Here is a 25,347-nt window from a genome sequence, read left to right on the forward strand (position 1 = left end):
TTTCCGCCACAACTGCACAGGTGTGCTGTAACTGCCCTTAGAATGGGCCTATGGCAAAGCAAGGACGCAGTCAGGCCCGCCTGACACGGAGAAGGTCCACCGATCCGCGCGCCATGGAATCGCAACGCCTTCTGGTACAGGCGCTGACGAGGGTGGTCAAGAAGGAAGGCTTCGGCGCTGCGTCCGTGACCCGCATCGCGAGTGAGGCGGGACTCAGCCGGAGCGGTTTCTACGAGCAGTTCGCCGGCGTCGACGAACTCGCATTGTTCGTCCTCGATGACCTGGTTATCGGGATTGGCGCCCTCGACCTCAAGGCCCGGAGCGTCCCCGGGGCCGATGGACAGGCGGTCTCCGAGTTCGCTCTCGAGCTCATTCTCCAGTCGGTCTTCGAGCACCGGGAGCTGTATGAGCACCTGCTGCTCTCCGAGCAGGCGGGCGGCACCGTAGGGCGGGCCATCCTGGGGTTCGCCAGCGGCATCCGGCCCATCATGGTGAGCGTCCGTCCGGAGTGGCCGGATGAGCGAATTAACCTCATGGCGAGCTCGATTGCCGGGCTGATTGTGAGCGGAGTCATGCACGCGTTCAGGACCGGACATCCCTCCAGCGCACACGCTCTTGCCCTTGAACTCGTCGGCTTCATGCCGCTGTGGCTCTTCGACGCGGACGGGAGCAGCCGCCAGTCGGAGCAGTCTCCCGCGTTTCGGCAGTTGGCCCACCAGGAAACCTCGACCATTAGGAGTACTGCCGTATGACCACCATCACCAACAATCCTGGCGTTTCTGAGGAGCGCGCCGCGCAGGATGATGCACCTTCGAAGAATCCGCGTGCGGCAAAGGCACGGCCCGGCGCCCTTGCCGAGTCCGGCGGCCCGACGCTACGGCCGCCGTCCGCCGCGCACCTCTCGGACGAACAGGTGGCTGAGCTGGGCCGGGAACTGGACGCCATCCGTGACGGGATCCTGGCCAAGCGCGGCGCATCCGATGCCGCGTACATCCGGCGCATCATCAAGATCCAGCGCGGACTGGAACTCTCCGGCCGCGCGGCACTCCTGGTCAGCAAGAACAAGGCAGCCTGGGTCACCGGCACCACGCTCCTGAGCCTGGCCAAGATTTTGGAAAACATGGAGATCGGGCACAACGTGCTGCACGGCCAGTGGGACTGGATGCGGGACCCGGATATCCACTCCACCACGTGGGAGTGGGACTTCGTCACCCCCTCGCGTGCATGGCAGCACACCCATAACGACTCGCACCACCGCTGGACCAATGTGGTGGGCAAGGACAACGACGTCGGATTCAACCTGCTCCGCATGGACGAGAATCAGCCATGGACGCCGTACAACCTGGGAAACCCGCTATATAACGCACTGCTGGCTCCGGTCTTCGAGTGGGGCATCGCCATCTACGACCTCGAACTGACCGAGTACAAGGAAGCCCTGCTCAAGGACCTCAAAGCCCTGGGCAAGAAGGTGGTCACGCAGTTCACCAAGGACTACGCGGCCACTCCCGCCGTGGCCATGCTCACCGGTTCCGGCAAGCAGGCCCTCTACGGCACGCTGACGGCCAACGCCGTCCGCAACCTCTGGGCGCACGCGGTCATCTTCTGCGGCCACTTCCCCGAAGGCACGGACACCTTTAGCGAGGAAATGGTGGAAGGCGAGACCCGCGGGGACTGGTATGTCCGGCAGATGATCGGCTCCGCCAACATCTCCGGGTCCAAGTTCATGCACCTGATGACCGGCAACCTCTCGCACCAGATCGAGCACCACCTCTTCCCCGACCTGCCGTCCAACCGCTACGCGGAGATCGCGCCGAAGGTCCGCGAAATCTGCCAGCGCTACGGCCTGATCTACACCACCGGTCCCATCTGGAAACAGGTCGGCTCCACCTGGACCAAGGTCTGCAGGCTGGCGCTGCCGCCCCGAAAAGCCTGAGCCCCGCCGTCATTACTCCTGGCCGCCATTGACTTTGCTGTGGCCACATGCCGGACCATCCGAAGGGTCGCTGGTTGAGACCTAGCGCGGGCGCAGGACGTCTTCGCGGCTGTAGTGCCCCACGACGTCGAACAATCGCTTAGCGGTCATGCAGCGCCCCAGGTCGATGTCCGCGGCAACGATCCCTTCCTGGTCGTAGAGGGGACCGGCGATGGCCCGGCCCTGGACCGGCTCGAAGATCGCCGCTCCGCCCCGTCCGAGCGCCTTGCCGTCCTCCGGCAGCTGAACCGGGAAGTCATCGGGAAACGCAGAGCGCGGAATGTACTGAGGGGCCGAGACCACAAACGCGCCGGATTCGACCGCTATGTGGCTCATGGTGGAGGTCCAGCTTTCAGAGTCATCCGCGGTCGGGGCCGCCCAGATCTGCACGCCCTGGCGATACATCTCGTAGCGGGCCAGTGGCATGCGGTTCTCCCAGCAGATGAGGCCGCCCACCTTCCCGAGCGGAGTCTCGATGACGTTCAGGTCCTGCCCGTAACCCACTCCGTGGAAAAGCCGTTCGTGCATGGTGGGCATCAATTTACGGTGCTTCCAGAGCAACCCCTCCGGACCGAGGAGGACCATGGTGTTGTATAGACTTCCGGGCCTGGCGGACTCCCGCTCGTTCACTCCCAGCACGCAGTAGATCCCGTGCTCGGCGCATGCCTCGATGAAACGGTCGATGTGCGCGCCTGGGACGTCGACGGAATTGGCCCAGAGGCGTTCCCACATTTCATCAAACCCGCCGAACCGGGCCGCCGCATGGGCCCAAACCCCCGACGGGTACAGCGGGATGAACGTTTCGGGGAACACCGCGAGTTTCACACCGTCGCCGGCTGCCTTGGCAAGGAGATGAAGCGCCTTGGACACCGTCGCCTCGGCATCGAGGATCACTGGGGTGGCCTGAATGGCGGCGATACGCACAGTACTAGCGGACATATCGAAACGGTGGCCCCATTTCAACGCTTCGTCAATACCGCAGCGCTTCGTTGGCCAGGCCGGCGGGCCCCGATCCGCCTCAGGCCTCCCGCGCCCCGGAGTCATCTTAAAGAGTTTCATCATGAACGCTTGACTCGAACAGCTGTCCATGTAAATGTTGTCTCAGCACGGTGACCCAACTCACAATGACGCGATGTAACTGAAATTCACCGGGCCTTTCTTTTATAAGATTTCCGACTATTGAAACGGTTGAAGCCATGACTGATGCGGGCACCATTCAGTCCCCGGCAGTGACGACGGGGAACGCAATTGATTTCTGGGCATCGAAGCCTTTGGAAGCCTTGGGCGGTGAATACGGACGCCTGCGCTGCCGGTTCATAAATTCCCATCCCGTGGGCAGCTGGGATGACTTTGTCCTCTCCGAGTGGACGCTGAATTCCTGCTCCTGGGAGGACTTCCACCCGCACAGCGAAACTGCCTTCGTCCTGGAGGGCGAACTCCATATTGAGAGCCAGGGCACCACTGTGGTCCTGAGGCCGGGCGACTCGGCCAGGGTCAACCCGGGCGGCGTCGGCCGCTACTGGGCGCCCGTCTACGCCCGCATGATCACCATCTACGGCCCCAATCCCGAGGGCCTCGAATCGCACTCCTTCAAATACTCCGAAGTCTGATCCCACCCCGCCCCAGAAAGGCAAAAACACATGACGCAGCAGACAACCTCAATCTCCGCCAGCCTCATCCGCGATGCGAAGAACGTGACCGAGCTGGACGACTGGGGCCCCTGCCCCGAAGCGACCGGACAGCAGATGGACACCCGCGGAATCTATCTGTGGCAGGACGGGAACGGTTCAGAATCAGGCATCTGGGAATGCACCGCGGGCCCTTCCCGCTGGGTTCTTGAAACCAACGAATTCGTCCATGTCATTTCCGGCTCGATGACCGTCACCCAGGACGGTGGCGAAGCCCAGTTCGTCGGCCCCGGCGACACAATCTTCATTCCCCGCGGCTGGAGCGGCAATTGGGAAATTCACGAGACGCTGCGCAAGCTCTACGTGATCTTTTAATTCACTAATAAAAAGCCTTCAACACCACTAACAACAGGAGAAATCATGGAAACCACAACACTGGGAACGTTCACCAAAGCCGGATCCATCCACAAGGTGGAAAACGGCTTTATCGGACTCCCGTCAATGAACGTCCCGGGTGTCGACGCCGCCATCGGCGACTCCCTCACCCACCCCAACGGTTCGGTCATGAGCTCCGGGTTCTTTGAACTCAAGGCCTCCGAGCCGCTGGTCTACACGTACACCTGCGATGAGATGAAGGTCGTGGTGAAGGGTGAGTTCATCCTCACCGACCGGGCGACGGGAGAAGTGACGCACGCGAAGGAGCGCGACGTACTCTTCTTCCCCAAGGGATCAGAGATTACCTTTGAAACCCCCGACTACGGCCTGGGTTTCTTCACCGCCCACGGCTCAATGTCGTCCTAACGAAGTTCTAAGCGGCCCGGGTCATGGCCGCCGTCATCGGGGGCGGCGGCCATGACCAGTGCTAACCGGAAGCGCCCTACACTCCGGCTTTGACCAGGAGTGCATCGATCATCATGAAGAACAGGGCGCTGTGATCGGCAGATTTCGGGTCGGTCATGTATTGGATGGCGGCGCCGTCGTAAATCATCAGGAAGAGCCGCACCAGCGTCGGGAACCCTATGCGGCACTCCTCCCCGCTGGCTTCGGCAGCGGCGGAAAAGATGTTTCCCAGCTCCACTACGTAGGCCGGATAAATCTTCGCAGCCAGCGGGCTGGTGCCGGCGTTGCGTGTCGCCCACAGAATGAGTTCGATCTCGGCAAGAATGCTCGCCGGCTCTTCGTCCAAAGCGCGCCAGTAACCTTCAGCCACCTGTTCCACAGCCTTACGCAAACCCAGGTAAACCGGTACGTCACTGGAAAAGCGGCTCAGGTTCTTCAACCAGGCCTCTGCGGCCTTGTCCATCAGCTCGTCTTTGTCGCTAAAGCAGTAATGAGCGGTGGCCAGCGGCGCATTGGCCTCCTTGGCAATGGCACGCATGGTCACCGACTGAATGCCCTCACGGCGCATAAGTTCAACCGTGGCCGCAATCAGCTGTTCTTTTCGATCCGCAGAGGATACCCGCATAGACCTCTCTCCACCCTCCAGTGTTAATGCCTAAGACCGTATCCTGGCCGTCGAAGCAACAGCCAGGATACGGTCCGGGGCGTCAAAGCCGGCAGTTACCTGGCGGCCAGGATGTCGCCCACGGCAGGCGAGCCGGAGTCAACGTCCTGCGACGGGCCTTCCAGGTACCGCTGCATGGAGTCATCCATGGCGTTGATCCACCGGGTGTGGTGTTTGGTGGCCATGGTGCCGGTGACAACGGAGCGGTGCAGCATGTCGCGGTACCCCAGGATGTCGTCGTGCTTGTGGCGCATCCAGTCCTTGAACAGCTGGCACACAGCGTCCAGGTCGAAGGGCGGGTAGTCCGTGGCCTCGATGAGCTCCCGGAGGTAGTCCGTCTGGAAATCGGCCTCGGCGTCGTGGTCGGCCAGCGCTGCCTGGCGTTCAAGCCACGCATCGATGTCCTTTTGGCGCTCGGCCAGGGACGGCAGCTCAATCACGCCGGTCATGACATCGCGGGCAAACCAGGCCTGCGCGTCAAACATGTTGAAGGTGTAGTACTGGTCCTGCGCACCCAGGTAGAACAGGTTGGTGTTCTGCTGCCACACCACCCCCTTGTAGAGGTTGCCCGGGTAGAGCACGTTGGGCGACTTCAGTGAAAGTTCGCTGGGCAGGTACGGATATTTGTGCTGGTATCCGGTGCAAAGTACGACGGCGTCAAAGTCGCCTTGGGTGCCGTCGCTGAAGTGCGCGGTGGGGCCGCTGAAGTGCGTGACGAGCGGGCGTTCCACCGTGTTCGCCGGCCAGTCATAGGCCATGGGGGTTGTGCGGTAGCTGAGGGTGATGGACGATGCGCCCATCTTGTGGGACTGCATGCCGATGTCCTCAGCAGAATAGCTGCTGCCGATCATCAGCAGATTCTTGCCATAGAACCGCTCCGCCCCGCGGAAATCGTGTGCGTGCAGGACTTCCCCCGGGAACGACTTGATGCCCTTGAACTCCGGGACTGACGGGACAGAGAAGTGGCCGGTGGCAACCACCAGTTTGTCGAACACGTGCGTCTCAGTGATGTTGGTTTTCAGGTCCTCCACCGTCAGCGTGAATTCCTGGGTGGCCTCGTTGTAGCTGGTGTGCCGCGCAACGGTATGGAAGCGGACGTACTTGCGGACGTCAGACTTCTCCACCCGGCCCTTGATGTAGTCGAAGAGGACTTCGCGGGGCGGGAAGGACGAAATAGGACGGCCAAAGTGCTCGTCAAAGGAGTAGTCCGAGAACTCCAGGCATTCCTTGGGGCCGTTGGACCACAGGTGGCGGTACATGCTGGAGTGGACCGGCTCGCCGTGGGCATCCAGCCCGATGCGCCAGCTGTTGTTCCACTGCCCGCCCCATTCGTCCTGCTTCTCAAAGCACATGATGTCGGGGATGTCGGCCCCTTTTTGGCGTGCTGATTCGAATGCCCGCAGTTGCGCCAGGCCGCTGGGGCCTGCACCGATGATTCCTACTCGAAGTGTCATGCTGCTCTCCTCTTCCAAAAATTCTATGGGCGCCGATGGATGGCTTTGTGAACTAAGTCGCGCTGGACGATATTTACGGGTTGAAGGTGCGGTCACCGGCGAAGAACCCCAGGCCGTACTCGGGGGTTTCGAACTTCACGGTGGTGCCCTTGGGGAAGAACAGCACGTCGCGTTCCTTCGCGTGCGTGACTTCGCCGGTGCTCTGGTCCGTGAGGATGAATTCGCCCTTGATGACAACCTTCATCTCGTCGTAGGTGTAGGTGTAGACCAGCGGCTCGGACGCCTTCAGCTCGAAGAAGCCGGCGCACATGACCGAGCCCTCCGGGTTGTGCAGCGAGTCGCCGATCGCGGCGACCGTCCCGGGCTCGTCCATCGGGGGCAGGCCGATGAAGCCGTTTTCGACCTTGTGGATGGCTCCGGCCTTGGTCAGTGTTCCTACGAGGGTGGTTTCCATGGTGTCTCCTGTGAATTGAGGGAATAACTTTTTGGGACGGTTCATGAGGGCATAAACGGCCACAGGGAATTGCGTTTTTAGCGCATGAGGGTTGCATTGAAGGGGCCTCTGAAACCGGCTTATGGCTCCGGGAGGAATAGCTGCAAATCCGGCATTCCTGGTTCACGTAGACCGGCCGATCTCCTCATTGAGCCGTACGGTGTGAAGTGAATCACGTTTGCCTGTCCACCGACTTTCACATGAACGACCGTGCAAGTCAATCGTTCAGGAAAAGATTCGGGGATTATTTTTTGAGACCCGACACTCACCCAACGGCCTCGGCCCTGCTCCACATTCCTTCTCATGGACCCTTGACTGGGACGCTTGTCAATGTCAAAGTAATCAAATCCGTGATCCACATCACGTCGATGCACCTGTTTTTAGATTCACCGAAAGTCCCTAAGCAGGCTTCCAATTGAAGAACGGTGAAAGATTATGACCATAGCCACCCAACCCCCGTCACAGACGACGGGGGAATCGATTGACCTCTGGTCGGCGAAGTCCATGAAGGTCATGAAGGACGACTGGCCGCGGCTGCGCTGCAGGTTTATAAACGCGGATCCTGTAGGCCGCTGGGAGGACTTCCGGCTCTCGGAATGGGAGCTGGAAGCATGCGGGTGGGAAGACTTCCACCCCCATTCGGAAACGAACTACCTGGTGGAAGGCGAGCTCTACATTGAGTCCGAGGGCACCACTGTCATCCTCAGGCCCGGCGACTCTGCACGCGTAAACCCTGGACAACTTGGCCGATACTGGGCGCCCGTCTATGCCCGAATGGTTACCGTCTACGGCCCCAACCCCGACGGTGCGGAGTCGCACTCCTTCCGGTACTTCGAAATCTAGCGATAGATTCCTCCGCACTCGCTCCAGACCCGGTGCCGGCGCAGTCCCTTGACGGGCACGCCCCTCCGGCCGGAGCGGCTCTGCCAGCTAAGGCGTCCCCCGCATCCTGCCGGCAGGAAAGTTTCCCAGGCTGAGCAGCCGCCCATTCCTCCGAAAGAAAACATCGTGAATCAGCAGGAATGATCCCGGCACTCCCCCCAAGCTCCGGAAAACCTTTCTGCCCGGGGTTTCACGCGCTTCATCCATGCCTCTGAATTAAGATTCACAGGCAATACTGTGCAACTGCAAATCGCCGTTGCATCTTTATCAGCGCCATAAAGTTTGCAAAGACGAACACCCGGCCGCCCCATGCGCAAAGCATGTTTCGAATTTCCACATATCGCGGAAACAGCGTCGACTACCCTGCATGGCGCAGTGAAACCCGGCTGCAAGGCATGCTTATCAAATTCCTGGCCTGGATTCGTCAGGCCGCCACAGATTCAAAATCCCAGCTAATTCAATCTAAAGGAACGGGCGATGTCAGGTCGTCCAAGGAGACTCTTATGAGCAAAGATATATCAAATGGTGTTGGTCACCTGGAAAGATCGATCAACTGGAAACAGGGCCTGGCCATCGCGCTGGGCGTGCCCTTGTTGATCCTTCCGTCCCTGGGCTATCTGCCGATGTATATGGCTGCCGCCGCAATCCTCATCTGGGGCTTGTCGGTCATCCAGGGGTTCATCCAGAACGCTGCCTACGCAGAGCTGGCCACCACGTTCCCCAAGGCCAGCGGCCTGCCAGGATTCGCCCAGCATGTGTTCCGTACCGAGAACTACAAGGGCAGGTACGACAAGGGCAAACTGATCGGTGGCTTCTCCGCCTGGAGCTACTGGTTCGCCTGGAACCCGGTCCTGGCGATCTTCGCCATCCTGGTGGGCGGTTATCTGCATGGACTGTTTCCGGTGCTGGCCGAGACGTTCACCGAATATCAGCTCACGTTGATCTCCGGTCTGGTGATCTTTACGGGATTGTCCATTGTTAACTGGTTCGGCCTCAAGGACGGTGCCATCCTGGGTTATGTCCTGGCGGCTGTTTCTTTGATACCGCTGATTATCCTAACGGTGGCACCTTTTGCTACCGGACACGTTGACCTGGCTAACATCACCGGCAACTGGTGGCCCACTGACTGGACCTGGGATATGCACCACATCCTGATTCTCTTCGGCATCTTTGCGATTGCGCAGTGGAGTGCCTGCGGTTGGGAAACGGCAGCCATTTACGCTCCGGAATACAAGAACCCGTCCAAGGATGTCCCGAAAGCACTGTTTGCCTGCGGCGTCGTCTGCTTCCTCTCATACGTCCTGGTTCAAGCAGCAGTCATCGGCGTGCTTGGTGTTGAGGGAGTGATGGCGGAGCCTGTCTCGCCCCTCATCCCCGTGGCCCAGGCCGTTTTTGGCCAGGCCGGTTCAGTCATCACCATCATCATGCTGATCGCCGCCATGGTCCTGATCATCCAGACGGCCTACCTGGGCTCCTCCCGCGCCATGCACTCCATGACCACCGAAGGGAACCTGCCCCGCGTTTTCGGTAAAACGAACCGCCACGGAACGCCCTTTGTTGCCATGTTCGTCACCGCCGCGTTCAACATGGTCCTGATTTCCATGGGATCCATGCCTGCAATTCTTGCGGCCGCGGCCATTGGCTACACCTGCGCCAACGGCATCAGCCTCTTCGCCTATGTCAGGGCCAAAAAGCACCCCGCGTTCAAAAACCTGGAACGGCCCTTCAAAGCCCCCAAGGGCTGGAAGCATGTCGCCATGATCTTCGGCCTGTTCAACCTGCCGCTGTGCCTGATCGGCGTGGTCTACCTGAACAGCCAGGAGATTGGCTGGACCTCAACCTGGCTCGGCTTCCTCGTCCTCTCGCTCTACATCCCCATCTGGTTCTATTCCCAGCGTGAGTCGGGGCGCACGGAGAAGGAAGCAGCAGCCGCTGCTGTCGCCTTGGCCAACGATTCAGATAATGATGCCCAGGACCTGGAAAAGGTTCCATCTCCCAGCTGACGCCGGGCTGCCCAAGAGGGCGGGAGCGCCGTCGTCGTCATTAATTACGACGACGGCGCTTCAGCGTGCGGGCCCGTCGCCGGCGCCGGCAGCGATGCCGTCCAGCACCCGGCGCAGTCCCCAAAGGTATTGGTCTGTGGAGATGTAGCCGGCCATAACGCCCGCGGCCGCCGAGGACAGCGGGTGGGTGTCCGCCGGGATGGCGGCAAAGCCGGCCCGGCGAGCGCTGATCCGCTCGGCTTCGGGAGGCAACGTATGGGTCCCCCCGGACTCCGCAACGTCCAGGGCTATCGAGCCGAAGACGTAGACAATGAGCAGGTAGGCCGCCTTGGCAGCCTCCTCCGGCGTGAGTCCTGCCTCCACGAGGACACCCATGAGGCGTTCGTTCAGCGTGAGCGCGTGTGGTCCGTCCATGGGCCCGCCAATCATCAGATTGACTGCCCCCGGATGCGCGGTGAGCCGTTCCCGCAGCTCCAGGGCGAGGGCTTCGATTCGTTGGCGCCAGGGCATGTCCGTATCGGCGAAGACGGCATGGTCCACCAGTCCGAGCAGGTGCTCAACGATCGCCTGGACCACCGCCGCCTTGTCGGGGAAATACGTGTAGACCGCATTCGGGGCCACACCGACGCGTGCTGCAATCCCCCGGATGGACGCCGCCTTGATGCCGCCCTCGTCCAGCAGGGTCAGTGCGGCCTCCAGGATCTCTTCCTCCGTCAGGGTGCGGCGGGGTCCGGGCCTGGACGTCCTGGCTGCTGACGTCATCGGCAGTCCTCTCTTGACAAGTGCGGCGTGCGGGTCCAATCTTTGTACATCGTACAGCATCTGTACACCGTACAACATTCGCAAAGGTCGGACACCATGGCACCCACAGATCCCCGCAAAAAGAGCGTTCGGGCGGCCGGCGCCTTGTTCGTGGTGAGCGCCCTCGCGTTCGCCGCAGCCGCCACCGTCCTGTCGGTGACCTTCCACTGGCCCGACATCCTGCGTGAACCGGCCAGTGTTGTGCTGCCTGAATTCGATGCCGGCGGGCCGGGGCTGGTCTGGACGTGGTTCGCCACGGCGTGGACCTACGGACTGCTTGCCGTTCCGATCCTGCTGCTGCCGGCAGCGCTGGGCCTCCGCGACCACCAGGCCCTGCGGGTTGCCACGTATGCGGGCGCCGCCTCGGTGGTCCTGTCCCTGATCGGGTTCCTCCGCTGGGTGTTCGTGGTGCCGCCCCTTGCCGCGTCCTACGTCACAGGGGATGCCGCCACCAAGGCTGCGGTGGACGCGGCGTGGACGGCACAGCACCAGTTCGGGGGCGCGCTGCTGGGAGAGCATCTGGGCCAGCTGCTGGTCATCGGCTGGTCGGTGGCCCTCAGCGTGATCATCCTGCGCAGCCGGGTCCTCCCCCGCTGGCTCGGCGCAGCGGGGATCCCCGTGAGCGTCCTCTACCTGCTGAACCAGGGCGATATCCTGGCCACCGCCGTACCCGGCTTCCCGGTGTGGGACCTGGCCGGACTCCTCGGCAGCACCGGCTGGGGATTGTGGGTGGCCGCCCTGGGCGCTTGCGTCCTGATCCGTTCCGCCCGCCGCACACAAGCGGCCGACGCCGGCTCCCGCGCTGCGTCGGACAGGTCACCGGGGCCGTCGGGCAACTTCTCGTCCGCGCGGTAGCCGGACTCAGCGGTGACGGGCATCCACTTCGCCGGCCGACAGAATGCGGGGCACCGCAGGCCTGGTGTTGTCGACGACGCGGGTGGCGCGCTGCCACGGTTGATCAGCCTCGAAATAGAGGCGCTGGCCGCCGACGTACCTGCGCATTGACTCATGGTCCGGATCGGGATGGCTGCCGTCGCGGACAGCCATGCGCCGCGCCGTCTCCGTAAACGGCACGTCCAGGAAGCATGAGAAGTCCCACTGTTCCGCCAGTCCGTCACGGTGCAGGAACATGCCCTCGACAATAACTACTGCGTTCTGTGGTGCCTGGAGCGGGGGCGGGCTCAGCCTGACATCCTGCCGATGGTCGAAAGCGGCAGGCCGGTAGCAGCCGTTCCCTCCCCGTCCCAACGGAACGAGGACATCACGGTGCAGGGCCTCGTAGTCATACGTGTCCAGCCAGAATCCTTCCGGCGAATCACGCCCCCGCCTGTGCCGGACAGCCCGGAGGTTTAGGAAGTCGTCAGCGTGAATGACGATGACCGTCACCGCATGGATGACTGCCGCCAGGTCAGTGGCAAACGTGGATTTGCCGCTGCCGTCCACACCGTCGACGGCGATGAGGCGACGTCCGGTCCCTTCGGACAGCAACTCCGTGGCCAGCGAACGCAGCACAAGGGTCCTCGCCGCCGCCGGGTGTAATTCACTCATCCGCCCATGCTGCCATCCGGCCGCTCGGAAGTGAGCCATTAGTCAGCATCACCTAACCGGACGCCGCCGACCACGAACTCCCGGCGTGTCAGGGCACCGGCGGCTTGACGGCGTCGTACGCGTTCACGCGGCCGTGCACCCAGTTGGTGCCGTTGCCGCCGATGTCCTCAGCGGTTTCTTCGACCTTTCTCCGGACCGTCTCGTTGGTGGCGTCGGCATCCGCGCTCCAGGCAAGCGCGGCAACGGCAGCCACGATCGGGGACGCCATCGACGTGCCGCTTTCGACGTCGTAGCGAGGTGCGCGGTTGTTCTGCGTTCCCAGGACAGTGGTGTGGAACGGGAAGGTGGAGTACACGTTGACGCCCGGCGCCGCGACATCCACCCACTTTCCGTAGGTTGAGAAGGAGGCTTTGTTGTCCTTATTGTCGGTTGCGGCCACGGCAATTACGTTGGCGTAGGCGCCCGGGTAGACCTTGGCCTGGGTGCCGCCGTTGCCGGCTGCGGCCACGATCACCACCCCGGCATTCCAGGCGTTGTTGACGGCGGCTTCGAGCGTCCGGTTGGAAACGCGCTGGCCCAGGCTCATGTTGATGACCTTGGCGCCGTTATCGACGGCCCAGTCGATGCCGTCGACGATCCGTGAGGTGGAGCCTGACCCGGTGTCGTTGAGCACTTTCGCATCCAGGATGGTGCATTCCGGGCAGACTCCGGCGACGCCCACGGTGTTGTGCTCGGCTGCCACGATGCCGGCCACGTGGGTGCCGTGGCCGTATTTGTCGTACTTCTCGTTGTCGTCCGGATTGCCTTCCCGGATTACGGTGTCGCTGAAGTTGGCCCGGGCAACCACCGTCTGCGAGATGTCTTCGTGGTCGATCGCCACCCCTGAATCGATGATGGCAACCCTGGTTTCGCCGCCCCTGGTGACCGCCCAGGCTTCGACAGCATCCACATCATCACCGGCATCGCCGCCGGTGACGGTCACCGTCCCCCCGGTGCTCTTGAAGGACAAGCCATCGTTTTGCAGGGCGTACTGACGGTCAAAAAAGGGGTCATCGGTGGTGGCCGTGACAACCTCGTCCGGCTCGGCGTATTCGACGGCGGGATTCCGGCTGAGGGCGCTGATCAACTGAAGCTCCTTGCCGGCCGGAACGTTGATTAGCCGGGCACCCGTGCTGCCCACGCCCGGGCCGTCGCTGAGGCCGTGCTGGCGAAGGACGCCGGCGGCCGCGCGGTCGTCGCGGAACTTGACGAGGATCTGCCCCGCGACGTGTGAACCCTGGGGCGCTGCGGTGCCGGGTGCCGCCACCGTGATTGCGCCGCACGCCATCATTGCCGCCGCGAGGCCCGCTGTAAGAAGTTTTCTCATTCGGCAATCTTGGTTGACGCCGGGCCCGCTGAACAGGGCCAGTGCGCTATCACTTCGGCTAGCCCGGCACGGCCGCTAGGGATGCACCAGCACCTTAACGGCGGTGTCCTTGTGGTTGATCAGGGTGTCGAAGCCCTGCTCCACCAGGTCGTCCAAGGCGATCCTGCCGGTGATGAACGGTTTCAGGTCCACTTTGCCGTCCTGGACCATTTTGATCACGGCCGGGTGGTCCCGGACGTAGGCGATGGTGCCGCGGAGGTCGATCTCCTTCAGCACGAGCTTCTGCATGTCCACGGTGGCCGGAGCACCCCAGATGGAGACGTTGACAACAACGGCTCCCGGCCGGACGGCGTCGAGCATGGTGTCCAGCACCGCGTTAACACCCGCACATTCAAACGCGACGTCCGCGCCGGTGCCGCCGGTGAGTTCGAGCACCCGGGCCGGAACGTCCTCCTGGCTGGGGTCAAGCACGTGGTCGGCCACCCCGCTGGAGATGGCTTTCTCCTTCCGCGCCGCGGTCAGCTCGCTGATGATGGTGGTCACGCCCATGCCTTTGAGGACGGCGGCCGTGAGCAGCCCGATGGGCCCGGACCCGCCCACTAGCGCAACGTCGCCGGCCTTCGCGCCGCTCCGGGCCACGGCGTGGTGCGCCACGGACAGCGGCTCGATCAGGGCCGCCTCATCCAGCGGGATGTCCCCGATGGGGTGGACCCACCGGGCGTCCACCACGATCTTCTCGCTCAGGCCTCCCCCGCCGCCTGCCAAACCGATGAAGCCCAGCTTGCGGCACAGGTGGTAGTTGCCCGACCGGCAGGACTCGCATTCGTCGCAGACAAAATAGGGTTCGACGACGACGTTGTCCCCCTTCGCGAGGCCGCTTACCCCATCGCCGACTTCAGAAATGGTTCCGGAAAATTCGTGCCCCAGCGTCACCGGAGCCTCCTCCCCCGAAAGCGGGTGCGGATGTCCCGGTGCGGGGACGAAGATGGGACCCTCGAGGTACTCGTGCAGGTCGGTTCCGCAGATGCCGCACCAGGCGACGTCGATCTTGACGGTCTCGGCGCGGAGGTCCGGCTCCGGGATGTCCTCGATCCGGACGTCCCCGCGGCCATGGAAACGTGCTGCCTTCATGATGGATCCCTTCCAGTCGGTGAACATGCGTGTCCTGGCGGGGCCCGGGTCCTCAAGGGCGGCCGGGCCGCATCCGAACATCCTCGCACCGGCTCCGGAAGTTCGGTAGGGACCTTTGGTCGGTGCCGTCCCGGGCTGCCCCCGCGCCGAAACCGACCGCGATCGAATCGGACCGCAATAGTTGGGTGCGGGCTTGTGTCGGTGCATCAGGCTTGATGCAGAAGGAGGAAGCCGTGATTGCAGTGCTGAACCAGGTCATCGATTTTATCGAGGAGCACCTCACCGGGGAGATCGACGTCGCCGGACTGACGGCCGGCCTCGGCACCACGGAGTATCACGTTCGCCGGATGTTCTCGTCACTGGCCGGCATGCCGCTGTCCGAGTACATCCGGCGGCGCCGCATGACCGTCGCCGCGGCCGATGTCATCGGGGGTGGCGACCTGTTGGGGACTGCGGTGCGGTTCGGGTACGGCTCCACCGAGGCATTCGCCAGGGCTTTCCGGGCGGTGCACGGCATCAGCCCCGGCGATGCCCGCCGGGACGGCGGCCCCCTTCGCACGCAACCGCAGCTCAGGTTCCGCCTGACCATAGAAGGGAATACCACCATGGATACCCGCATTGCAGACCAACCGGCCTTCCGGCTCGTGGGCCACACGGCCCGCGTGCCGCTGATTTACCACGGCGTGAATCCGCATATCCAGGCACATATCGCCTCGTTGCCCGAAGCGGAGCACGTTCGCCTCAAGGCACTGAGCAACACCGAACCGGCGGGGCTGCTTCAAGTGAGCGCCGACGTCGACCCTGACTACACCGAGGGCAGCGAGCTGACATACCTGCACGGCGTCGCCGTCAGCGAAGGAACACCGGTGCCCGGGGACCTTGACGTCATCGAGGTCCCCGCCGGTGCCTGGGCGGTGTTCCGCACCGCCGGCCCCTACCCGGCGGCCCTCCAGGCCACGTGGGCGGCGACGGCCGCTGACTGGTTCCCATCCAACCCGTGGCGGCTGAGGCCCGGCCCGTCGGTGGTGGCTATCCTAGAGCGCGCCGCGGACTTCAGCACTGCAACCACCGAGCTGTGGCTGCCGGTGGAACGCGCCTGACGCCCGCAGGAAGGCAAGGAGGCAGGGAAAGGTCCCGGGGCCCGCCGGCGCAGCCCCCGGGTTCGCGCAGAAATTCACCTGACCCAATCGCGGCTCGGGAAGATAAAATGGACCATGTTGGTCTTCCCAGCCATCGGACTCCTGCTCTGGATTGCCTTCCTTTTTGCCGTGCTGGTTCTCAGCGGCATCGTCTGGGCCGTGTGCCAGCTGGCGCTCGGGATCATGGGCGTGCTGGAGCGGCCCGGCTGGACGAAGAGGAATGTTGCCAACGTCCGGCGCGCCCCGGCCCCTGTCCAGCGCCGCGTCCCTGTCCATGCCCCGCCGCACGCAGCACCGCAGGTACGTGACCGGCCGACGGGTCCGGCACAGTCCCAAGCCTCGTTGGAGATCTGGCCGAAATGGACTCCTGCCCACCGGCGGTACGTGAACGAGGAGCTGGCCATCTGGCAGGAGCAGTTCGACAGGCTGGACTCCCGCACGTAGGCCCTGCCCAAATCAACTGAGCTTGTCACGCAGTTAACCGGGCATTCACACGCGCCTCACAAGCAGTCCAGTCGGCGTGTCTACGTTCGGATGCATGGACAACATTTCACGCAGATCCCTCCTTTCCGCCGGCCTCGGGGCCGGGCTCGTCGCCGCGTTGCCGGGTGCCGCCGTCGCCGTTTCAACTGCGGACGACGCCGGCCTCCGCACCGATCCGTTCCTGCTGGGCATCGCCTCCGGCGAGCCGTGGCCGGACGGCTTCGTGATCTGGACCCGGCTGGCGCTGGATCCCGTGGCCGAGGACGGCCTGGGCGGCATGCCGTCCCGCAACGTGGCGGTGGCGTGGGAAGTGGCTGAAGACGCAGGCATGCGCTCCGTAGTAGCCCGCGGCGTCGAGCAAGCCCGGATCGAAACTGCGCACTCGGTGCACGTGGAGCTCAAGGGCCTCCGCCCTGGGCGCGAGTACTTCTACCGGTTCCGCACGGGCAAGCACGTCAGCGTAGTGGGCCGCACCCTCACCAGCCCGGCACCGCATGAGACGCCGGCGGCCCTGGCCATGGCGTTCGCCAGCTGCGCGCACTACGAGCAGGGCTACTTCACCGCCTACTCGCGGCTGGCCCAGGACCACCCGGACCTGGTGCTGCACCTGGGCGACTACATGTACGAGGGCAGGAACGTGGTCAACAGCGGCAAGCTTCGCGACCATCAGGGCCCCGAGACCAGCCTTCTGCAGGGCTACCGGCAGCGCCACGCGCAGTACAAGTCCGACGCCGACCTGCAGGCGGCGCACGCGATCGCACCCTGGCTGGTTGTGTGGGATGACCACGAGGTGGACAACAACTGGGCGGACGAGATCCCGGAAAACAGGGACGCCAAGCAGCTGAACGACACCACCGAACGCTTCCGCATGCGGCGGGCCGCCGCGTTCCAGGCGTACTACGAGAACATGCCGCTGCGCGCCTCGTCCGTGCCGGCCGGGTTCGACATGAAGATCTACCGCACCATCCAGTGGGGCCAGCTGGCGAACTTCCACATGATGGACACCCGGCAGTACCGCGATGACCAGCTCGCGGGCGACGGCTGGAAGAAGAACGTCGCCGAGCGTCTGGCCGAGGACCGCACCATCACCGGCGCCGAGCAGGAGAAGTGGCTGCTGGACGGCTTCAGGAACTCCACCCAGCGCTGGGACATCCTGGGCCAGCAGGTCTTCTTCGCAGAGAAGGACCGAGCGCAGGCGCCGGAGATCGATGACGTCTCCATGGACGGCTGGGACGGCTACGCATCCTCGCGCCGCCGCATCACCCAGGGCTGGGTGGACGCAAATGTCCGTAACGCCGTGGTCCTCACCGGCGATGTCCACCGCAACTGGGCCAACGACCTCAAGGTCGACTACCGGGACCCCGCCTCCCCCGTGGTCGGTTCCGAACTGGTCTGCACGTCCGTCACCTCCACCGGCAACGGCACCGGCTCCACGGTGGATCCGGTCATGGCGTGGAACCCGCACCTGAAGTTCTACAACGACAACCGCGGCTATGTGAACACCCGCATCACCCGCGATGCGATGACCGCGGACTTCCGCGTGCTGGACTACGTCACGACGCCGGGATCCCCCGTTTCGACGAAGGCGTCCTTTGAGATTCGGGACGGAGTGCCGGGGCTGGTTGCCACGGGCGCATAAAGCACGACGGCGGCGGGGTGGTCGGCGACCCAACTGGCCACCCCGCCGTCGTCCGTCATGTTCGGTGATGTCCGCGGGGAGCGTTGACCGCAGCCCGTAACCGGCGGAACATTGGGTTCCGTGTACGCGCTGCGTGCCGGTTTGGGCCGGCGCGCAGCATAGAGCATCACCATTTTGAAACAACGGGGTTTTATGATGAAAAAGCTTATGGCCGGATTTGCGGCGGCGATGATGGCGTGTGGTGTGGTTGTCTTTGCAGCCCCCAACAGCTCGGCAAGTGCGGGCAGCGCAGCGAGTCAGTCATCGCACACGGCGGGCCAGATCATTGTGAAATTCCGCGACGCAGGCGCTTCAGCCGGCGTGCTGCGCCAGCACGGCCTCAGCGAAGGCACCGGCATCGGCAGCACCGGCGCCCACCTCATCACAGTGCCGGCCGGCAAGGAGCTGCAGCTCGTCGACGCCCTGAGCCGGAACCCGGGCGTTGAGTACGCCGAGCCTGACGAACTGGTGACCGCCTCGACGAACGACACGTTTTTCCCGCGCCAGTACGCACTGGAAAACACCGGCCAATCCTTTACCAACACCGCCGGCACCATCGCGGTGGCCGCGGGCAAGGCGGATGCCGACGTGGACGCCGTCGAAGCGTGGACCGTCACCACAGGCAACGAGATCAGAGTTGCCGTTCTCGATTCCGGCGTCGCCACCGACAACCCCGACATTGCCCCGAAGGTGGTTGCCCGCGCCAACTTCAGCGGCGCGGCAACCGGGCAGGACAACTACGGCCACGGCACCTACATAGCCGGCGCTGTTGCCGCCGCCTACAACAACGCTACGGGCGTCGCCGGCGTATGCCCGGGGTGCAAGATCCTGGACGGCAAGGTGCTCAACGACAGCGGGATTGCGTCCAGCTCAGGCCTTGTGAACGCTATCAGCTGGTCCGTCGCCAACGGCGCGAAGGTGATCAACATGAGCCTCGGCGTCCGCGCCTCACGGACTCTCGAAACCGCCGTCAACAACGCCTGGAGCAAGGGGGTGGTGCTGGTTGCGGCAGCAGGCAACGGCGGCAACCAGACCAAGATCTACCCCGGCGCCTACCCGAACGTCGTCGCCGTCGCCGCAACCGACAACACCGACGCCAAGGCGCCGTTCTCGACCTACGGGGCCAGCTGGGTGGATCTCGCAGCGCCCGGCTCCAATGTCTACTCCACCTTCCCGAACCACCCGTTCTACCTCGGCACCCAAAACGGCCGCTCCCAGGGCTACGACGTCGGCAACGGCACCTCGATGTCCTCGGCGATCGTCGCCGCCACGGCCGCGCTTGCCTGGAGTTCACATCCCGACGCTGACCAATCAGATGTCCGCGGATACGTCGAAAATACCGCCGACAAGATTGCGGGCACCGGGACCTACTGGGCAAAAGGCCGCGTGAACGCCTACAACGCCGTCCGCTAGTCCGCCACCTGGCCACAGCCGTTCCGGGAGAAGGTCACCAGGGGCGGTAGGGTGTGTCGCATGACTCGGGAAGAGGTCCGCGGCAGAATCGAGGCCTTCGTGGCCGATTTCCACACTGGGTGGCAACGGTCAGGCACGTCGCCGGGCATGTTCAGTTTCGACCCTGCGGTGTTCGAAGCCTGGGCCGCCGAGTTGGCCGGCCTGGTCGCCACCCACTGCACGCCGGGAATGCGCACCGGCCAGGAAGGTGCACTGTCATCCAGTCCGGCGCACCACCCGGACGCCGAACAGATCACGGACGTCGAGCTCCATGAGGATACGGCGACGGTCCGCTCGGTCATGGAAGCAGCGGGGAGCACCGCCCACTACTACAAGTATCAGCTGCTGCGCGGCGAGGACGGCTGGCGGATCTCCCGGCTCTCGGCCTTTCTCGACCCGCCCGGCAAGCCGTTGATCGATCCCGCCGCGGCCGAGGCACTCCTGCTCGGTGCAACTCCTGACGCCGCCCTGCCCCAGCTGCCAGCCCATCTGGAGCTCAACATCCCGGGGTTGTTTACGGCCGGCCGCGTGGTGGCACCGTTCGGCGAGCCGGTGCCGCTCGACGTCCTGCACGTCGGCGACCTGACATCAGCCTCCGGGGTGCTCACGGTCCTGGATCTGGGTTTTGTGGACGCACACTTCGTCCCGTTGGCGCGGCGGATCATGCCGGGCACCTACCCTGTCGAAGTCGCGACGGCGGCCGACATGACGGTGGCTGTCCGGCTGCGGCTCTCCAAGGCACCGGCCGTCGGCTGGCACCCCGCCGAGTTCACCAACGGCACGAACGGTGTGGGAGTCGATGCCGGAAACGTCGCGCTCCTGGACGCCGGGGCGCTGGTGAAATGCCAGGCCCAGCGCGTCGAGCAGCTGTTTCAAGAGCGCATTGGGCTGCTCATGGAAGTTCCGGGCACCGCATTCGCCCTCGACGGCGGGGCCGTGGATGCGGTCATGGTTTCGAGCGGCTACGGCGACGGAAACTACCCGTGCTACTGGGGCGTGGCCGCCGACGGCAGTCTCACCTCACTCGTTGTCGATTTCCGGGTGCTCGCAGAGAACATCCTTCGCACCAGCCGCGTGCCGTTCCAACCCGGCCCCGTCAGCACTGCGGAACTCGCCGCCCACGAACTGCAGATCACCGCGGACGGCGGGCAGTTCGTCTTTAGCAGCAGGGGTGAGGACATCACCGGCCTCCGGGTGCTGGCGCCGGACGGCGCGCTTCTGATGGACGGCGGCCAGCTCGGCACCTTCATGACGGGAGGCATCACCAGCAAGACCTGGAAACCGGACGCGCCTCCTCCGCCAGGTTCCGTCCTTGAGGTCACCGAGTACCTGGGGTACCGGCACCTCTAACTACTGCCCGGCGGCCTGTCCGCACAGGGATCAGAGCGGCCCGGTGATCGTCGGGCTTTCGTTCCGGGGCAGCTGGGGCACCCGGCGTGGCCGTCCGCTGCGCAGATGGCCGCCCAGGAACCCGCTGGTCAGCAGCAGCACTGCTCCTGCCCTGGCCAGGCCAATACCAAGCTCGTGGTGGCCGCGTTCACGTGCTGCCCAGGAGGCAAGGTACACAAGGGTGGCCGCGGCATTGACGGCGGTGTGAGCGATGCCCACGCTCTTGGTGCCCCGGTCCTTCATCGACCACGACGCCCAGCCGGACACCGCTGTGGGGACCGCCGCTATGACGCCCAGGCCCACCAGCCGCTTCGCGGCTTGCCTGGAGCCGTCGTCGTTGGAGAAGTCGAGGAAGATCGCCGACCACCAGGCGCCGAAAGGGCCGTCGGTCAGGATGCTATGGAGGGGAATGCCGGTGGCGTCTCCGCGGAAGAAGCTTCGCATTTCCGGGCGGGCCGTCAAGCGGGAAGCGTAGGGGTCAACGTTCTTGGCCAAAGCGCCTAAGGGTCTAGCCCCCTCAAGCCAGCCAAGGAGCCGCGGATAACGCCCGCCGCTGCCGGTATTCACGGAGCCGCTGGTCGGCTGTTGATTCGTGGAAGCACCTGGTGCGCTGGGTGTGGAGTGCATGCTGCTCAAAATACTCTTGGCGCTTCGTTATTGCACCGCAATTCCAAGGTGTCCAGGAGGTCGCACGCTCCGAAACGGTCGGTCTTCTTGCGCCAATGCTGGGAAGAAGTTGCGGCGGCCTTGACGCAGGGCGGTCAGAATCGCCTCAGCGCTTGCCTTTCGCTCCAGGGTACGGGGTTACGCGCAGCGAGCAATTTCGCATCATCACTCATTTGGGGGCAATAAATGAATACACGTTTTCGGCGCAATGAAGCGCGAAAGCCGGTCGACAACGAAGTCGGCCATGGGGTTCGGACTTCGCCGCGGTCATGGATTTCCCGAAGCCGGGTGGCCGGTGGGGCCTTGGCGGCTGTCGTGCTTATTTCAGCAACAGCCTGCGGAGGTCAATCGGCGGCCTCTATCGGCGCTTCCCTTTCCAGCGGGTCCGCATCGGCGACAGCAACGCCGACACCCACTCCGACCGCACCGGCCTCATCCGCCTGTCTCACCGAGAATGCAACTGAGAAGTACGCGCCGAAGATCTTCATCTGCACCAAAACCGATGCCGGAAAACTGACGTGGCTGGAGCAGTCCGAATCGAAACGGATAACGGAGGCGCGGGCAGCAGCGGCGGCGAAAGCCGCGGCAGAGAAGGCGGCAGCCGAGAAAGCCGCAGCAGAAAAGGCTGCCGCGGACAAGGCAGCACAAGATGCTGCTGCAAAGGCAGCCGCAGAGCAGGCCGCTGCGGAGGCGGCCCGTCAGGAAGCTGTTGCCGCAGAAGCGGCCCGCCAGCAACAAGCCGCCGCTGCAGCAGCGGCCGCCGCCGCCGCGGCCGCACAAGCCCAGGTGCCTGTCCGGCCTGCCGCCCCGGCAGCGCCCGCCGGATGCGACACGAACTACTCGGGAGCGTGCGTGCCCATTGCATCCGACGTCGATTGCGCCGGAGGAAGCGGCAACGGTCCTGCGTATGTGAGCGGACCTGTCAGAGTCGTCGGCTCTGACATCTATGGTCTGGACCGCGACGGGGACGGTGTGGGGTGCGAAGGGTAACCAACGACGTTGCGGACACCTCAATGGTGGAACTAAAACGTATCTATTGGAGCCGCCATGCCTTGCGCCTCGCCTATTCGGCCACGATTCTGTGGTTGGGATTTTCGGTGCTCCTGTCCCTCATGCCAGATCCAGGGCGCACGGCGGCTGGACCGAATATCTCCTCCCCTGCCGAGGTTTTGCGCGGAATGTTTGACGGCGTCCTGGCGGCGGCAGCAGTCCCTGGACTCTGCCTGCTCGTCCTGGGCATTCTGGCGGCAGTTGTAGTTTGCCGGGACGTCCGGCGCCGCGATCCGGTGAGGCGCTTCACCCGCCAGCAGCGCCGCGAAGGCATGGCCCGGGCCGCCGGGCAGTGTGAAATGGAAGCGGGCTTCCGGCGGCGGTGTTCCCGCACCGCTGAACACGGCGACCACTTCTACCCGTGGTCCAAGGGCGGCTCCACCAGCCTGCAGAACTTCGTCGCCGCCTGCGCCAGGTGCAACCGGACGAAAGGCGCCAGGATTCCTTCACCCGGCCAACAGGAGCGGATAGAACGACGACGGCGGGAGTACGTCGCGCCCGACGGTTTGGTCGGCGTCGGCGAACGGCAGCCGCTGCCCTGAATAACTGATACTCCAACAGAAACGTAACGGTGGCTGAGCCTGGCTACAACTTTGGTTGCTGAGCTCAACGAAAGCGAGTATTTCAACAGAAGTTGTTTCGCTGGTAGGGTGCCCCTGGCGTGCAGCAAACGAGAGTGTGTGAGGCCAATGCCGAGCGCTGACGCATCACGTTAGGTAACGTCTCGCATCGATGCGCTTCCGGATGAAAAGCCGTCACAACCTTGTGACCCATCAAGGCTTGACATTTGCGTGAGCGAACTCAAGAATTCGCCACAGTTGTGCGAGTACATCCAACCCGTCATCCGCTCGCACGATAAAAAGACCTTCTTGCTGCCCGCTCTTCAGGCTCAGGGTCTTAACGAACTCAGCCTGGAAATTCTGCTCACCGATCGCTTCTTCCGAGGCAATTCCGAATCTTATCTGAACACGCACTGTTCTTTGAGTCGGCCGGACCCGCATGAAACCAAATACGCGGGTCTTATTGTTTATTTCACGAGAGATTCGAAAGTATGACGGGCTCTCAGTTGCATTAGAGTGCGGCAATGAAGAGGTGAATTTTACAATTTCTTTATACTGTTTGAGGACTGCTTCATCGGATTTGGACAGCGTTTCAGCCAGACGATCAACAGCAGACTCTTCAGTCGGAGCCTCGCCCTTGGCGGCCGCAACCAACACCTGTGCCATCACCATGATGTTCCAAACTTCGACAGCGGGAATCGTCGGGATAAGCACTTCCTCGAGATAGGAACGCAAGCGTTCACGAGATTCCGGGGTGAACTGATCGCCTTGGACGTCGCCACGTCTCCCGTTCCTGCGCTCCCTTCCGGACACTACGATCTCGGAAGCTTCTTCGATATCAGCAGACTCGTCCGCCTCGTCAGAGGACTCATCGTCGGAATACCACCTGGCGTATGCGTCAAGCTGGCCTACGTCGAAGGTACCCCGTGTTCCTCCCTGATCAGGTCGGTTAAAGTCCTTGGCCAACTCCCTCAGGAGCTCGGAAAAAACAGCCGGCCAGGCGACCTGAAGTCCGAGTACTTTTAACGCCAAGGCTTTATCCAACTTTGGACCATTTTCACTTCCATGCATATACGCAAAAAGCAAGAAAGTGTTGACTAACCTTTTAATCTGACGAGGATTGGATCGAAGCCCTATTCGCATTATCGAGCGAAGATCTCGATCTGTAACACCGTCCATCCAGTCCTGAATTGCTGACCAAGTGGGAATAATATCGACCATATCGGCATCTTCGATTTTGGGTGCAGGAACATGGAATGGGACCTGAACAATCTTCTCGATAAATCTGTCGGGATCTGTCGTCGGATATTCGCTGAGGATTGCGGCCGTCAGATACTCGTAATCCAGCGCAAGAACGAATACAACTCCAGTTATATCGGTGAGTACGTGGATTGCTTCCAGAACACTGATTACGCCTTTAGGTGAGCACCGATCAAGATCGTCGACCAAAATGACGATTCTCTGTTTCGGGGGAAGCTTAGCTCCGATCTTTCCGAGTTGCTCAAACGGCATCAGGGTAGACGAAAGATCTGCAATTCCGTCCGAGGATGCAGACGGTGGCCTTACCGAGATGTCAACGCCCCATGCGGAGACCTTGATACTTTGCACAACGGACTTTACGACGTCCAGTGTTGCCACAAGTTTCTTCTTGGTTTCAGCATTGATATGCGCCAACTTCGTGCGTCGATCCACAGCCATCTGAATACGAAGCAGCATCGACAGTACCAGCGCACCTTTATCGGCATATCGCCATGCATCAAACTCGACAACTATCGGAGAGTCCGCGCCCTGCTCGGCACTGCTAACTTGCCCTGTCTCGGCCCATTTACCGAGTTCGTCATGAATGGCCGCGAGCAGCGACGACTTCCCGCTACCCCATGGACCGTAAAGCCCAACGGTGTACCGCGCCGGCTCCCCGCCCATGATGGCCGCAGCAATGCCGCTGACATAATTCTCAAAACCAAGACGGGGGTTTGGAGTCGGTGTGTCAACAATTACTGGCAACACTTTATGGCGAGTGGGAATGATCATGTTCGGAAGCATACGGGCACACTTAGGACATCGCAGTCTGGACATCCCGATTGCCCCCCCGTTTCGACGAAGGCCTCTTCGCGACCCAGGACTACGTGCCGACGCTAGCGGTTAACG

Annotated in this window: 25 protein-coding genes; 15 read left to right on the forward strand and 10 right to left on the reverse strand. The window is 62.9% G+C overall.

Annotation, left to right across the window (positions count from 1 at the left end):
- Positions 1 to 50 precede the first annotated feature (50 nt).
- A complete protein-coding gene (locus GUV69_RS09170) occupies positions 51 to 752 on the forward strand; it encodes a TetR/AcrR family transcriptional regulator (RefSeq protein ID WP_164201678.1) in 702 nt (233 codons plus the stop codon).
- Positions 749 to 1,933, forward strand: coding sequence for a fatty acid desaturase family protein (locus GUV69_RS09175; protein WP_244292664.1), 1,185 nt, complete (start codon positions 749 to 751; stop codon positions 1,931 to 1,933). Before GUV69_RS09170 ends, GUV69_RS09175 begins: the two co-directional genes overlap by 4 nt.
- 81 nt (positions 1,934 to 2,014) lie before the next feature.
- Here the strand turns inward: GUV69_RS09175 and GUV69_RS09180 are convergent, their stop codons facing one another.
- The gene (locus GUV69_RS09180) at positions 2,015 to 2,911 is read right to left on the reverse strand and encodes a carbon-nitrogen hydrolase family protein (RefSeq protein ID WP_164201680.1); all 897 of its coding nucleotides are present in this window, start codon (positions 2,909 to 2,911) and stop codon (positions 2,015 to 2,017) included.
- Positions 2,912 to 3,168: 257 nt separating this feature from the next.
- Here GUV69_RS09180 and GUV69_RS09185 point away from each other — a divergent pair, with 257 nt between their 5' ends.
- The 3 genes from GUV69_RS09185 to GUV69_RS09195 are packed head-to-tail and all read left to right on the forward strand — an operon-like array spanning position 3,169 to position 4,401.
- Positions 3,169 to 3,582 carry a cupin domain-containing protein gene (locus tag GUV69_RS09185; protein WP_208786618.1) on the forward strand — a complete coding sequence of 138 codons (414 nt, stop codon included), beginning with the start codon at positions 3,169 to 3,171 and terminating at the stop codon, positions 3,580 to 3,582.
- A 30-nt stretch (positions 3,583 to 3,612) separates the two neighbouring features.
- Positions 3,613 to 3,975 (forward strand): cupin domain-containing protein, encoded by a 363-nt coding sequence (locus GUV69_RS09190; protein ID WP_164201681.1) that lies wholly within the window; start codon positions 3,613 to 3,615, stop codon positions 3,973 to 3,975.
- A gap of 45 nt (positions 3,976 to 4,020) precedes the next feature.
- A complete protein-coding gene (locus GUV69_RS09195) occupies positions 4,021 to 4,401 on the forward strand; it encodes a cupin domain-containing protein (RefSeq protein WP_208786619.1) in 381 nt (126 codons plus the stop codon).
- A gap of 76 nt (positions 4,402 to 4,477) precedes the next feature.
- On the opposite strand, the gene GUV69_RS09200 is transcribed toward GUV69_RS09195, so the two are convergent.
- From GUV69_RS09200 to GUV69_RS09210, 3 genes are all read right to left on the reverse strand, one after another.
- The gene (locus GUV69_RS09200; RefSeq protein ID WP_164201683.1) at positions 4,478 to 5,065 is read right to left on the reverse strand and encodes a TetR/AcrR family transcriptional regulator; all 588 of its coding nucleotides are present in this window, start codon (positions 5,063 to 5,065) and stop codon (positions 4,478 to 4,480) included.
- A gap of 95 nt (positions 5,066 to 5,160) precedes the next feature.
- Entirely contained in the window at positions 5,161 to 6,558 is a 1,398-nt protein-coding gene (locus tag GUV69_RS09205; protein WP_164201685.1) for a trimethylamine monooxygenase, read from the reverse strand.
- A gap of 73 nt (positions 6,559 to 6,631) precedes the next feature.
- On the reverse strand, positions 6,632 to 7,012 hold the full coding sequence (locus GUV69_RS09210) for a cupin domain-containing protein (protein WP_164201687.1): 381 nt from the start codon (positions 7,010 to 7,012) through the stop codon (positions 6,632 to 6,634).
- Between the two features lie 474 nt (positions 7,013 to 7,486).
- Between GUV69_RS09210 and GUV69_RS09215 the strand changes: the two genes are divergently transcribed.
- Together GUV69_RS09215 and GUV69_RS09220 are read left to right on the forward strand one after the other, a co-directional pair.
- Positions 7,487 to 7,894: a cupin domain-containing protein gene (locus GUV69_RS09215; protein WP_244292665.1), complete on the forward strand. Its 408-nt coding sequence runs from the start codon at positions 7,487 to 7,489 to the stop codon at positions 7,892 to 7,894.
- Between the two features lie 542 nt (positions 7,895 to 8,436).
- Positions 8,437 to 9,936, forward strand: coding sequence for an APC family permease (locus tag GUV69_RS09220; RefSeq protein ID WP_164201689.1), 1,500 nt, complete (start codon positions 8,437 to 8,439; stop codon positions 9,934 to 9,936).
- Positions 9,937 to 9,996: 60 nt separating this feature from the next.
- On the opposite strand, the gene GUV69_RS09225 is transcribed toward GUV69_RS09220, so the two are convergent.
- On the reverse strand, positions 9,997 to 10,698 hold the full coding sequence (locus tag GUV69_RS09225; RefSeq protein WP_164201691.1) for a TetR/AcrR family transcriptional regulator: 702 nt from the start codon (positions 10,696 to 10,698) through the stop codon (positions 9,997 to 9,999).
- 96 nt (positions 10,699 to 10,794) lie between these two features.
- On the opposite strand from GUV69_RS09225, the gene GUV69_RS09230 reads away from it, so the two are divergent.
- Complete coding sequence (locus tag GUV69_RS09230) at positions 10,795 to 11,592, forward strand: DUF4386 domain-containing protein (protein WP_164201693.1); 798 nt, start codon at positions 10,795 to 10,797, stop codon at positions 11,590 to 11,592.
- Between the two features lie 6 nt (positions 11,593 to 11,598).
- On the opposite strand, the gene GUV69_RS09235 is transcribed toward GUV69_RS09230, so the two are convergent.
- The 3 genes from GUV69_RS09235 to GUV69_RS09245 form a co-directional block, all read right to left on the reverse strand.
- Positions 11,599 to 12,285 (reverse strand): nucleoside/nucleotide kinase family protein, encoded by a 687-nt coding sequence (locus GUV69_RS09235; protein WP_164201695.1) that lies wholly within the window; start codon positions 12,283 to 12,285, stop codon positions 11,599 to 11,601.
- Between the two features lie 88 nt (positions 12,286 to 12,373).
- Positions 12,374 to 13,651, reverse strand: a complete 1,278-nt coding sequence (locus tag GUV69_RS09240; protein WP_164201698.1) for a S8 family serine peptidase — start codon at positions 13,649 to 13,651, stop codon at positions 12,374 to 12,376.
- A 75-nt stretch (positions 13,652 to 13,726) separates the two neighbouring features.
- Positions 13,727 to 14,782, reverse strand: a complete 1,056-nt coding sequence (locus tag GUV69_RS09245) for a 2,3-butanediol dehydrogenase (RefSeq protein WP_164201700.1) — start codon at positions 14,780 to 14,782, stop codon at positions 13,727 to 13,729.
- Between the two features lie 233 nt (positions 14,783 to 15,015).
- On the opposite strand from GUV69_RS09245, the gene GUV69_RS09250 reads away from it, so the two are divergent.
- The 5 genes from GUV69_RS09250 (at position 15,016) to GUV69_RS09270 (ending at position 20,884) form a co-directional block, all read left to right on the forward strand.
- Positions 15,016 to 15,882, forward strand: a complete 867-nt coding sequence (locus GUV69_RS09250; RefSeq protein WP_164201702.1) for an AraC family transcriptional regulator — start codon at positions 15,016 to 15,018, stop codon at positions 15,880 to 15,882.
- Between the two features lie 114 nt (positions 15,883 to 15,996).
- Positions 15,997 to 16,365 (forward strand): hypothetical protein, encoded by a 369-nt coding sequence (locus GUV69_RS09255; RefSeq protein ID WP_164201704.1) that lies wholly within the window; start codon positions 15,997 to 15,999, stop codon positions 16,363 to 16,365.
- Between the two features lie 94 nt (positions 16,366 to 16,459).
- Positions 16,460 to 18,043: an alkaline phosphatase D family protein gene (locus GUV69_RS09260; RefSeq protein ID WP_164201706.1), complete on the forward strand. Its 1,584-nt coding sequence runs from the start codon at positions 16,460 to 16,462 to the stop codon at positions 18,041 to 18,043.
- 192 nt (positions 18,044 to 18,235) lie between these two features.
- Positions 18,236 to 19,495, forward strand: a complete 1,260-nt coding sequence (locus tag GUV69_RS09265) for a S8 family serine peptidase (RefSeq protein WP_164201707.1) — start codon at positions 18,236 to 18,238, stop codon at positions 19,493 to 19,495.
- 60 nt (positions 19,496 to 19,555) lie between these two features.
- Positions 19,556 to 20,884, forward strand: coding sequence for a DUF4241 domain-containing protein (locus tag GUV69_RS09270; protein WP_164201709.1), 1,329 nt, complete (start codon positions 19,556 to 19,558; stop codon positions 20,882 to 20,884).
- Positions 20,885 to 20,914: 30 nt separating this feature from the next.
- On the opposite strand, the gene GUV69_RS09275 is transcribed toward GUV69_RS09270, so the two are convergent.
- Complete coding sequence (locus GUV69_RS09275) at positions 20,915 to 21,385, reverse strand: DUF2231 domain-containing protein (RefSeq protein WP_244292666.1); 471 nt, start codon at positions 21,383 to 21,385, stop codon at positions 20,915 to 20,917.
- 519 nt (positions 21,386 to 21,904) lie between these two features.
- On the opposite strand from GUV69_RS09275, the gene GUV69_RS09280 reads away from it, so the two are divergent.
- Complete coding sequence (locus GUV69_RS09280) at positions 21,905 to 22,579, forward strand: hypothetical protein (protein ID WP_244292667.1); 675 nt, start codon at positions 21,905 to 21,907, stop codon at positions 22,577 to 22,579.
- A gap of 188 nt (positions 22,580 to 22,767) precedes the next feature.
- Positions 22,768 to 23,181, forward strand: coding sequence for an HNH endonuclease (locus GUV69_RS09285; RefSeq protein WP_244292668.1), 414 nt, complete (start codon positions 22,768 to 22,770; stop codon positions 23,179 to 23,181).
- Between the two features lie 231 nt (positions 23,182 to 23,412).
- Here GUV69_RS09285 and GUV69_RS09290 read toward each other — a convergent pair whose 3' ends face one another.
- Complete coding sequence (locus GUV69_RS09290; RefSeq protein WP_164201713.1) at positions 23,413 to 25,230, reverse strand: KAP family P-loop NTPase fold protein; 1,818 nt, start codon at positions 25,228 to 25,230, stop codon at positions 23,413 to 23,415.
- Positions 25,231 to 25,347 lie beyond the last annotated feature (117 nt).

It is taken from the genome of [Micrococcus luteus] ATCC 49442 (assembly GCF_010367585.1).
Classification (GTDB): domain Bacteria; phylum Actinomycetota; class Actinomycetes; order Actinomycetales; family Micrococcaceae; genus Arthrobacter; species Arthrobacter luteus_A.

What these genes read in the sequence shown, in the direction of transcription:
- GUV69_RS09220 (WP_164201689.1), top strand. Translation starts at nt 8,437, where the DNA reads ATGAGCAAAGATATATCAAATGGTGTTGGTCACCTGGAAAGATCGATC.
- GUV69_RS09210 (WP_164201687.1), bottom strand. Translation starts at nt 7,012, where the DNA reads ATGGAAACCACCCTCGTAGGAACACTGACCAAGGCCGGAGCCATCCAC.
- GUV69_RS09240 (WP_164201698.1), bottom strand. Translation starts at nt 13,651, where the DNA reads ATGAGAAAACTTCTTACAGCGGGCCTCGCGGCGGCAATGATGGCGTGC.
- GUV69_RS09230 (WP_164201693.1), top strand. Translation starts at nt 10,795, where the DNA reads ATGGCACCCACAGATCCCCGCAAAAAGAGCGTTCGGGCGGCCGGCGCC.
- GUV69_RS09245 (WP_164201700.1), bottom strand. Translation starts at nt 14,782, where the DNA reads ATGAAGGCAGCACGTTTCCATGGCCGCGGGGACGTCCGGATCGAGGAC.
- GUV69_RS09260 (WP_164201706.1), top strand. Translation starts at nt 16,460, where the DNA reads ATGGACAACATTTCACGCAGATCCCTCCTTTCCGCCGGCCTCGGGGCC.
- GUV69_RS09180 (WP_164201680.1), bottom strand. Translation starts at nt 2,911, where the DNA reads ATGTCCGCTAGTACTGTGCGTATCGCCGCCATTCAGGCCACCCCAGTG.
- GUV69_RS09200 (WP_164201683.1), bottom strand. Translation starts at nt 5,065, where the DNA reads ATGCGGGTATCCTCTGCGGATCGAAAAGAACAGCTGATTGCGGCCACG.
- GUV69_RS09195 (WP_208786619.1), top strand. Translation starts at nt 4,021, where the DNA reads ATGGAAACCACAACACTGGGAACGTTCACCAAAGCCGGATCCATCCAC.
- GUV69_RS09265 (WP_164201707.1), top strand. Translation starts at nt 18,236, where the DNA reads ATGATGAAAAAGCTTATGGCCGGATTTGCGGCGGCGATGATGGCGTGT.
- GUV69_RS09290 (WP_164201713.1), bottom strand. Translation starts at nt 25,230, where the DNA reads ATGATCATTCCCACTCGCCATAAAGTGTTGCCAGTAATTGTTGACACA.
- GUV69_RS09175 (WP_244292664.1), top strand. Translation starts at nt 749, where the DNA reads ATGACCACCATCACCAACAATCCTGGCGTTTCTGAGGAGCGCGCCGCG.
- GUV69_RS09225 (WP_164201691.1), bottom strand. Translation starts at nt 10,698, where the DNA reads ATGACGTCAGCAGCCAGGACGTCCAGGCCCGGACCCCGCCGCACCCTG.
- GUV69_RS09190 (WP_164201681.1), top strand. Translation starts at nt 3,613, where the DNA reads ATGACGCAGCAGACAACCTCAATCTCCGCCAGCCTCATCCGCGATGCG.
- GUV69_RS09255 (WP_164201704.1), top strand. Translation starts at nt 15,997, where the DNA reads ATGTTGGTCTTCCCAGCCATCGGACTCCTGCTCTGGATTGCCTTCCTT.
- GUV69_RS09205 (WP_164201685.1), bottom strand. Translation starts at nt 6,558, where the DNA reads ATGACACTTCGAGTAGGAATCATCGGTGCAGGCCCCAGCGGCCTGGCG.
- GUV69_RS09270 (WP_164201709.1), top strand. Translation starts at nt 19,556, where the DNA reads ATGACTCGGGAAGAGGTCCGCGGCAGAATCGAGGCCTTCGTGGCCGAT.
- GUV69_RS09235 (WP_164201695.1), bottom strand. Translation starts at nt 12,285, where the DNA reads ATGAGTGAATTACACCCGGCGGCGGCGAGGACCCTTGTGCTGCGTTCG.
- GUV69_RS09285 (WP_244292668.1), top strand. Translation starts at nt 22,768, where the DNA reads ATGTTTGACGGCGTCCTGGCGGCGGCAGCAGTCCCTGGACTCTGCCTG.
- GUV69_RS09185 (WP_208786618.1), top strand. Translation starts at nt 3,169, where the DNA reads ATGACTGATGCGGGCACCATTCAGTCCCCGGCAGTGACGACGGGGAAC.
- GUV69_RS09215 (WP_244292665.1), top strand. Translation starts at nt 7,487, where the DNA reads ATGACCATAGCCACCCAACCCCCGTCACAGACGACGGGGGAATCGATT.
- GUV69_RS09170 (WP_164201678.1), top strand. Translation starts at nt 51, where the DNA reads ATGGCAAAGCAAGGACGCAGTCAGGCCCGCCTGACACGGAGAAGGTCC.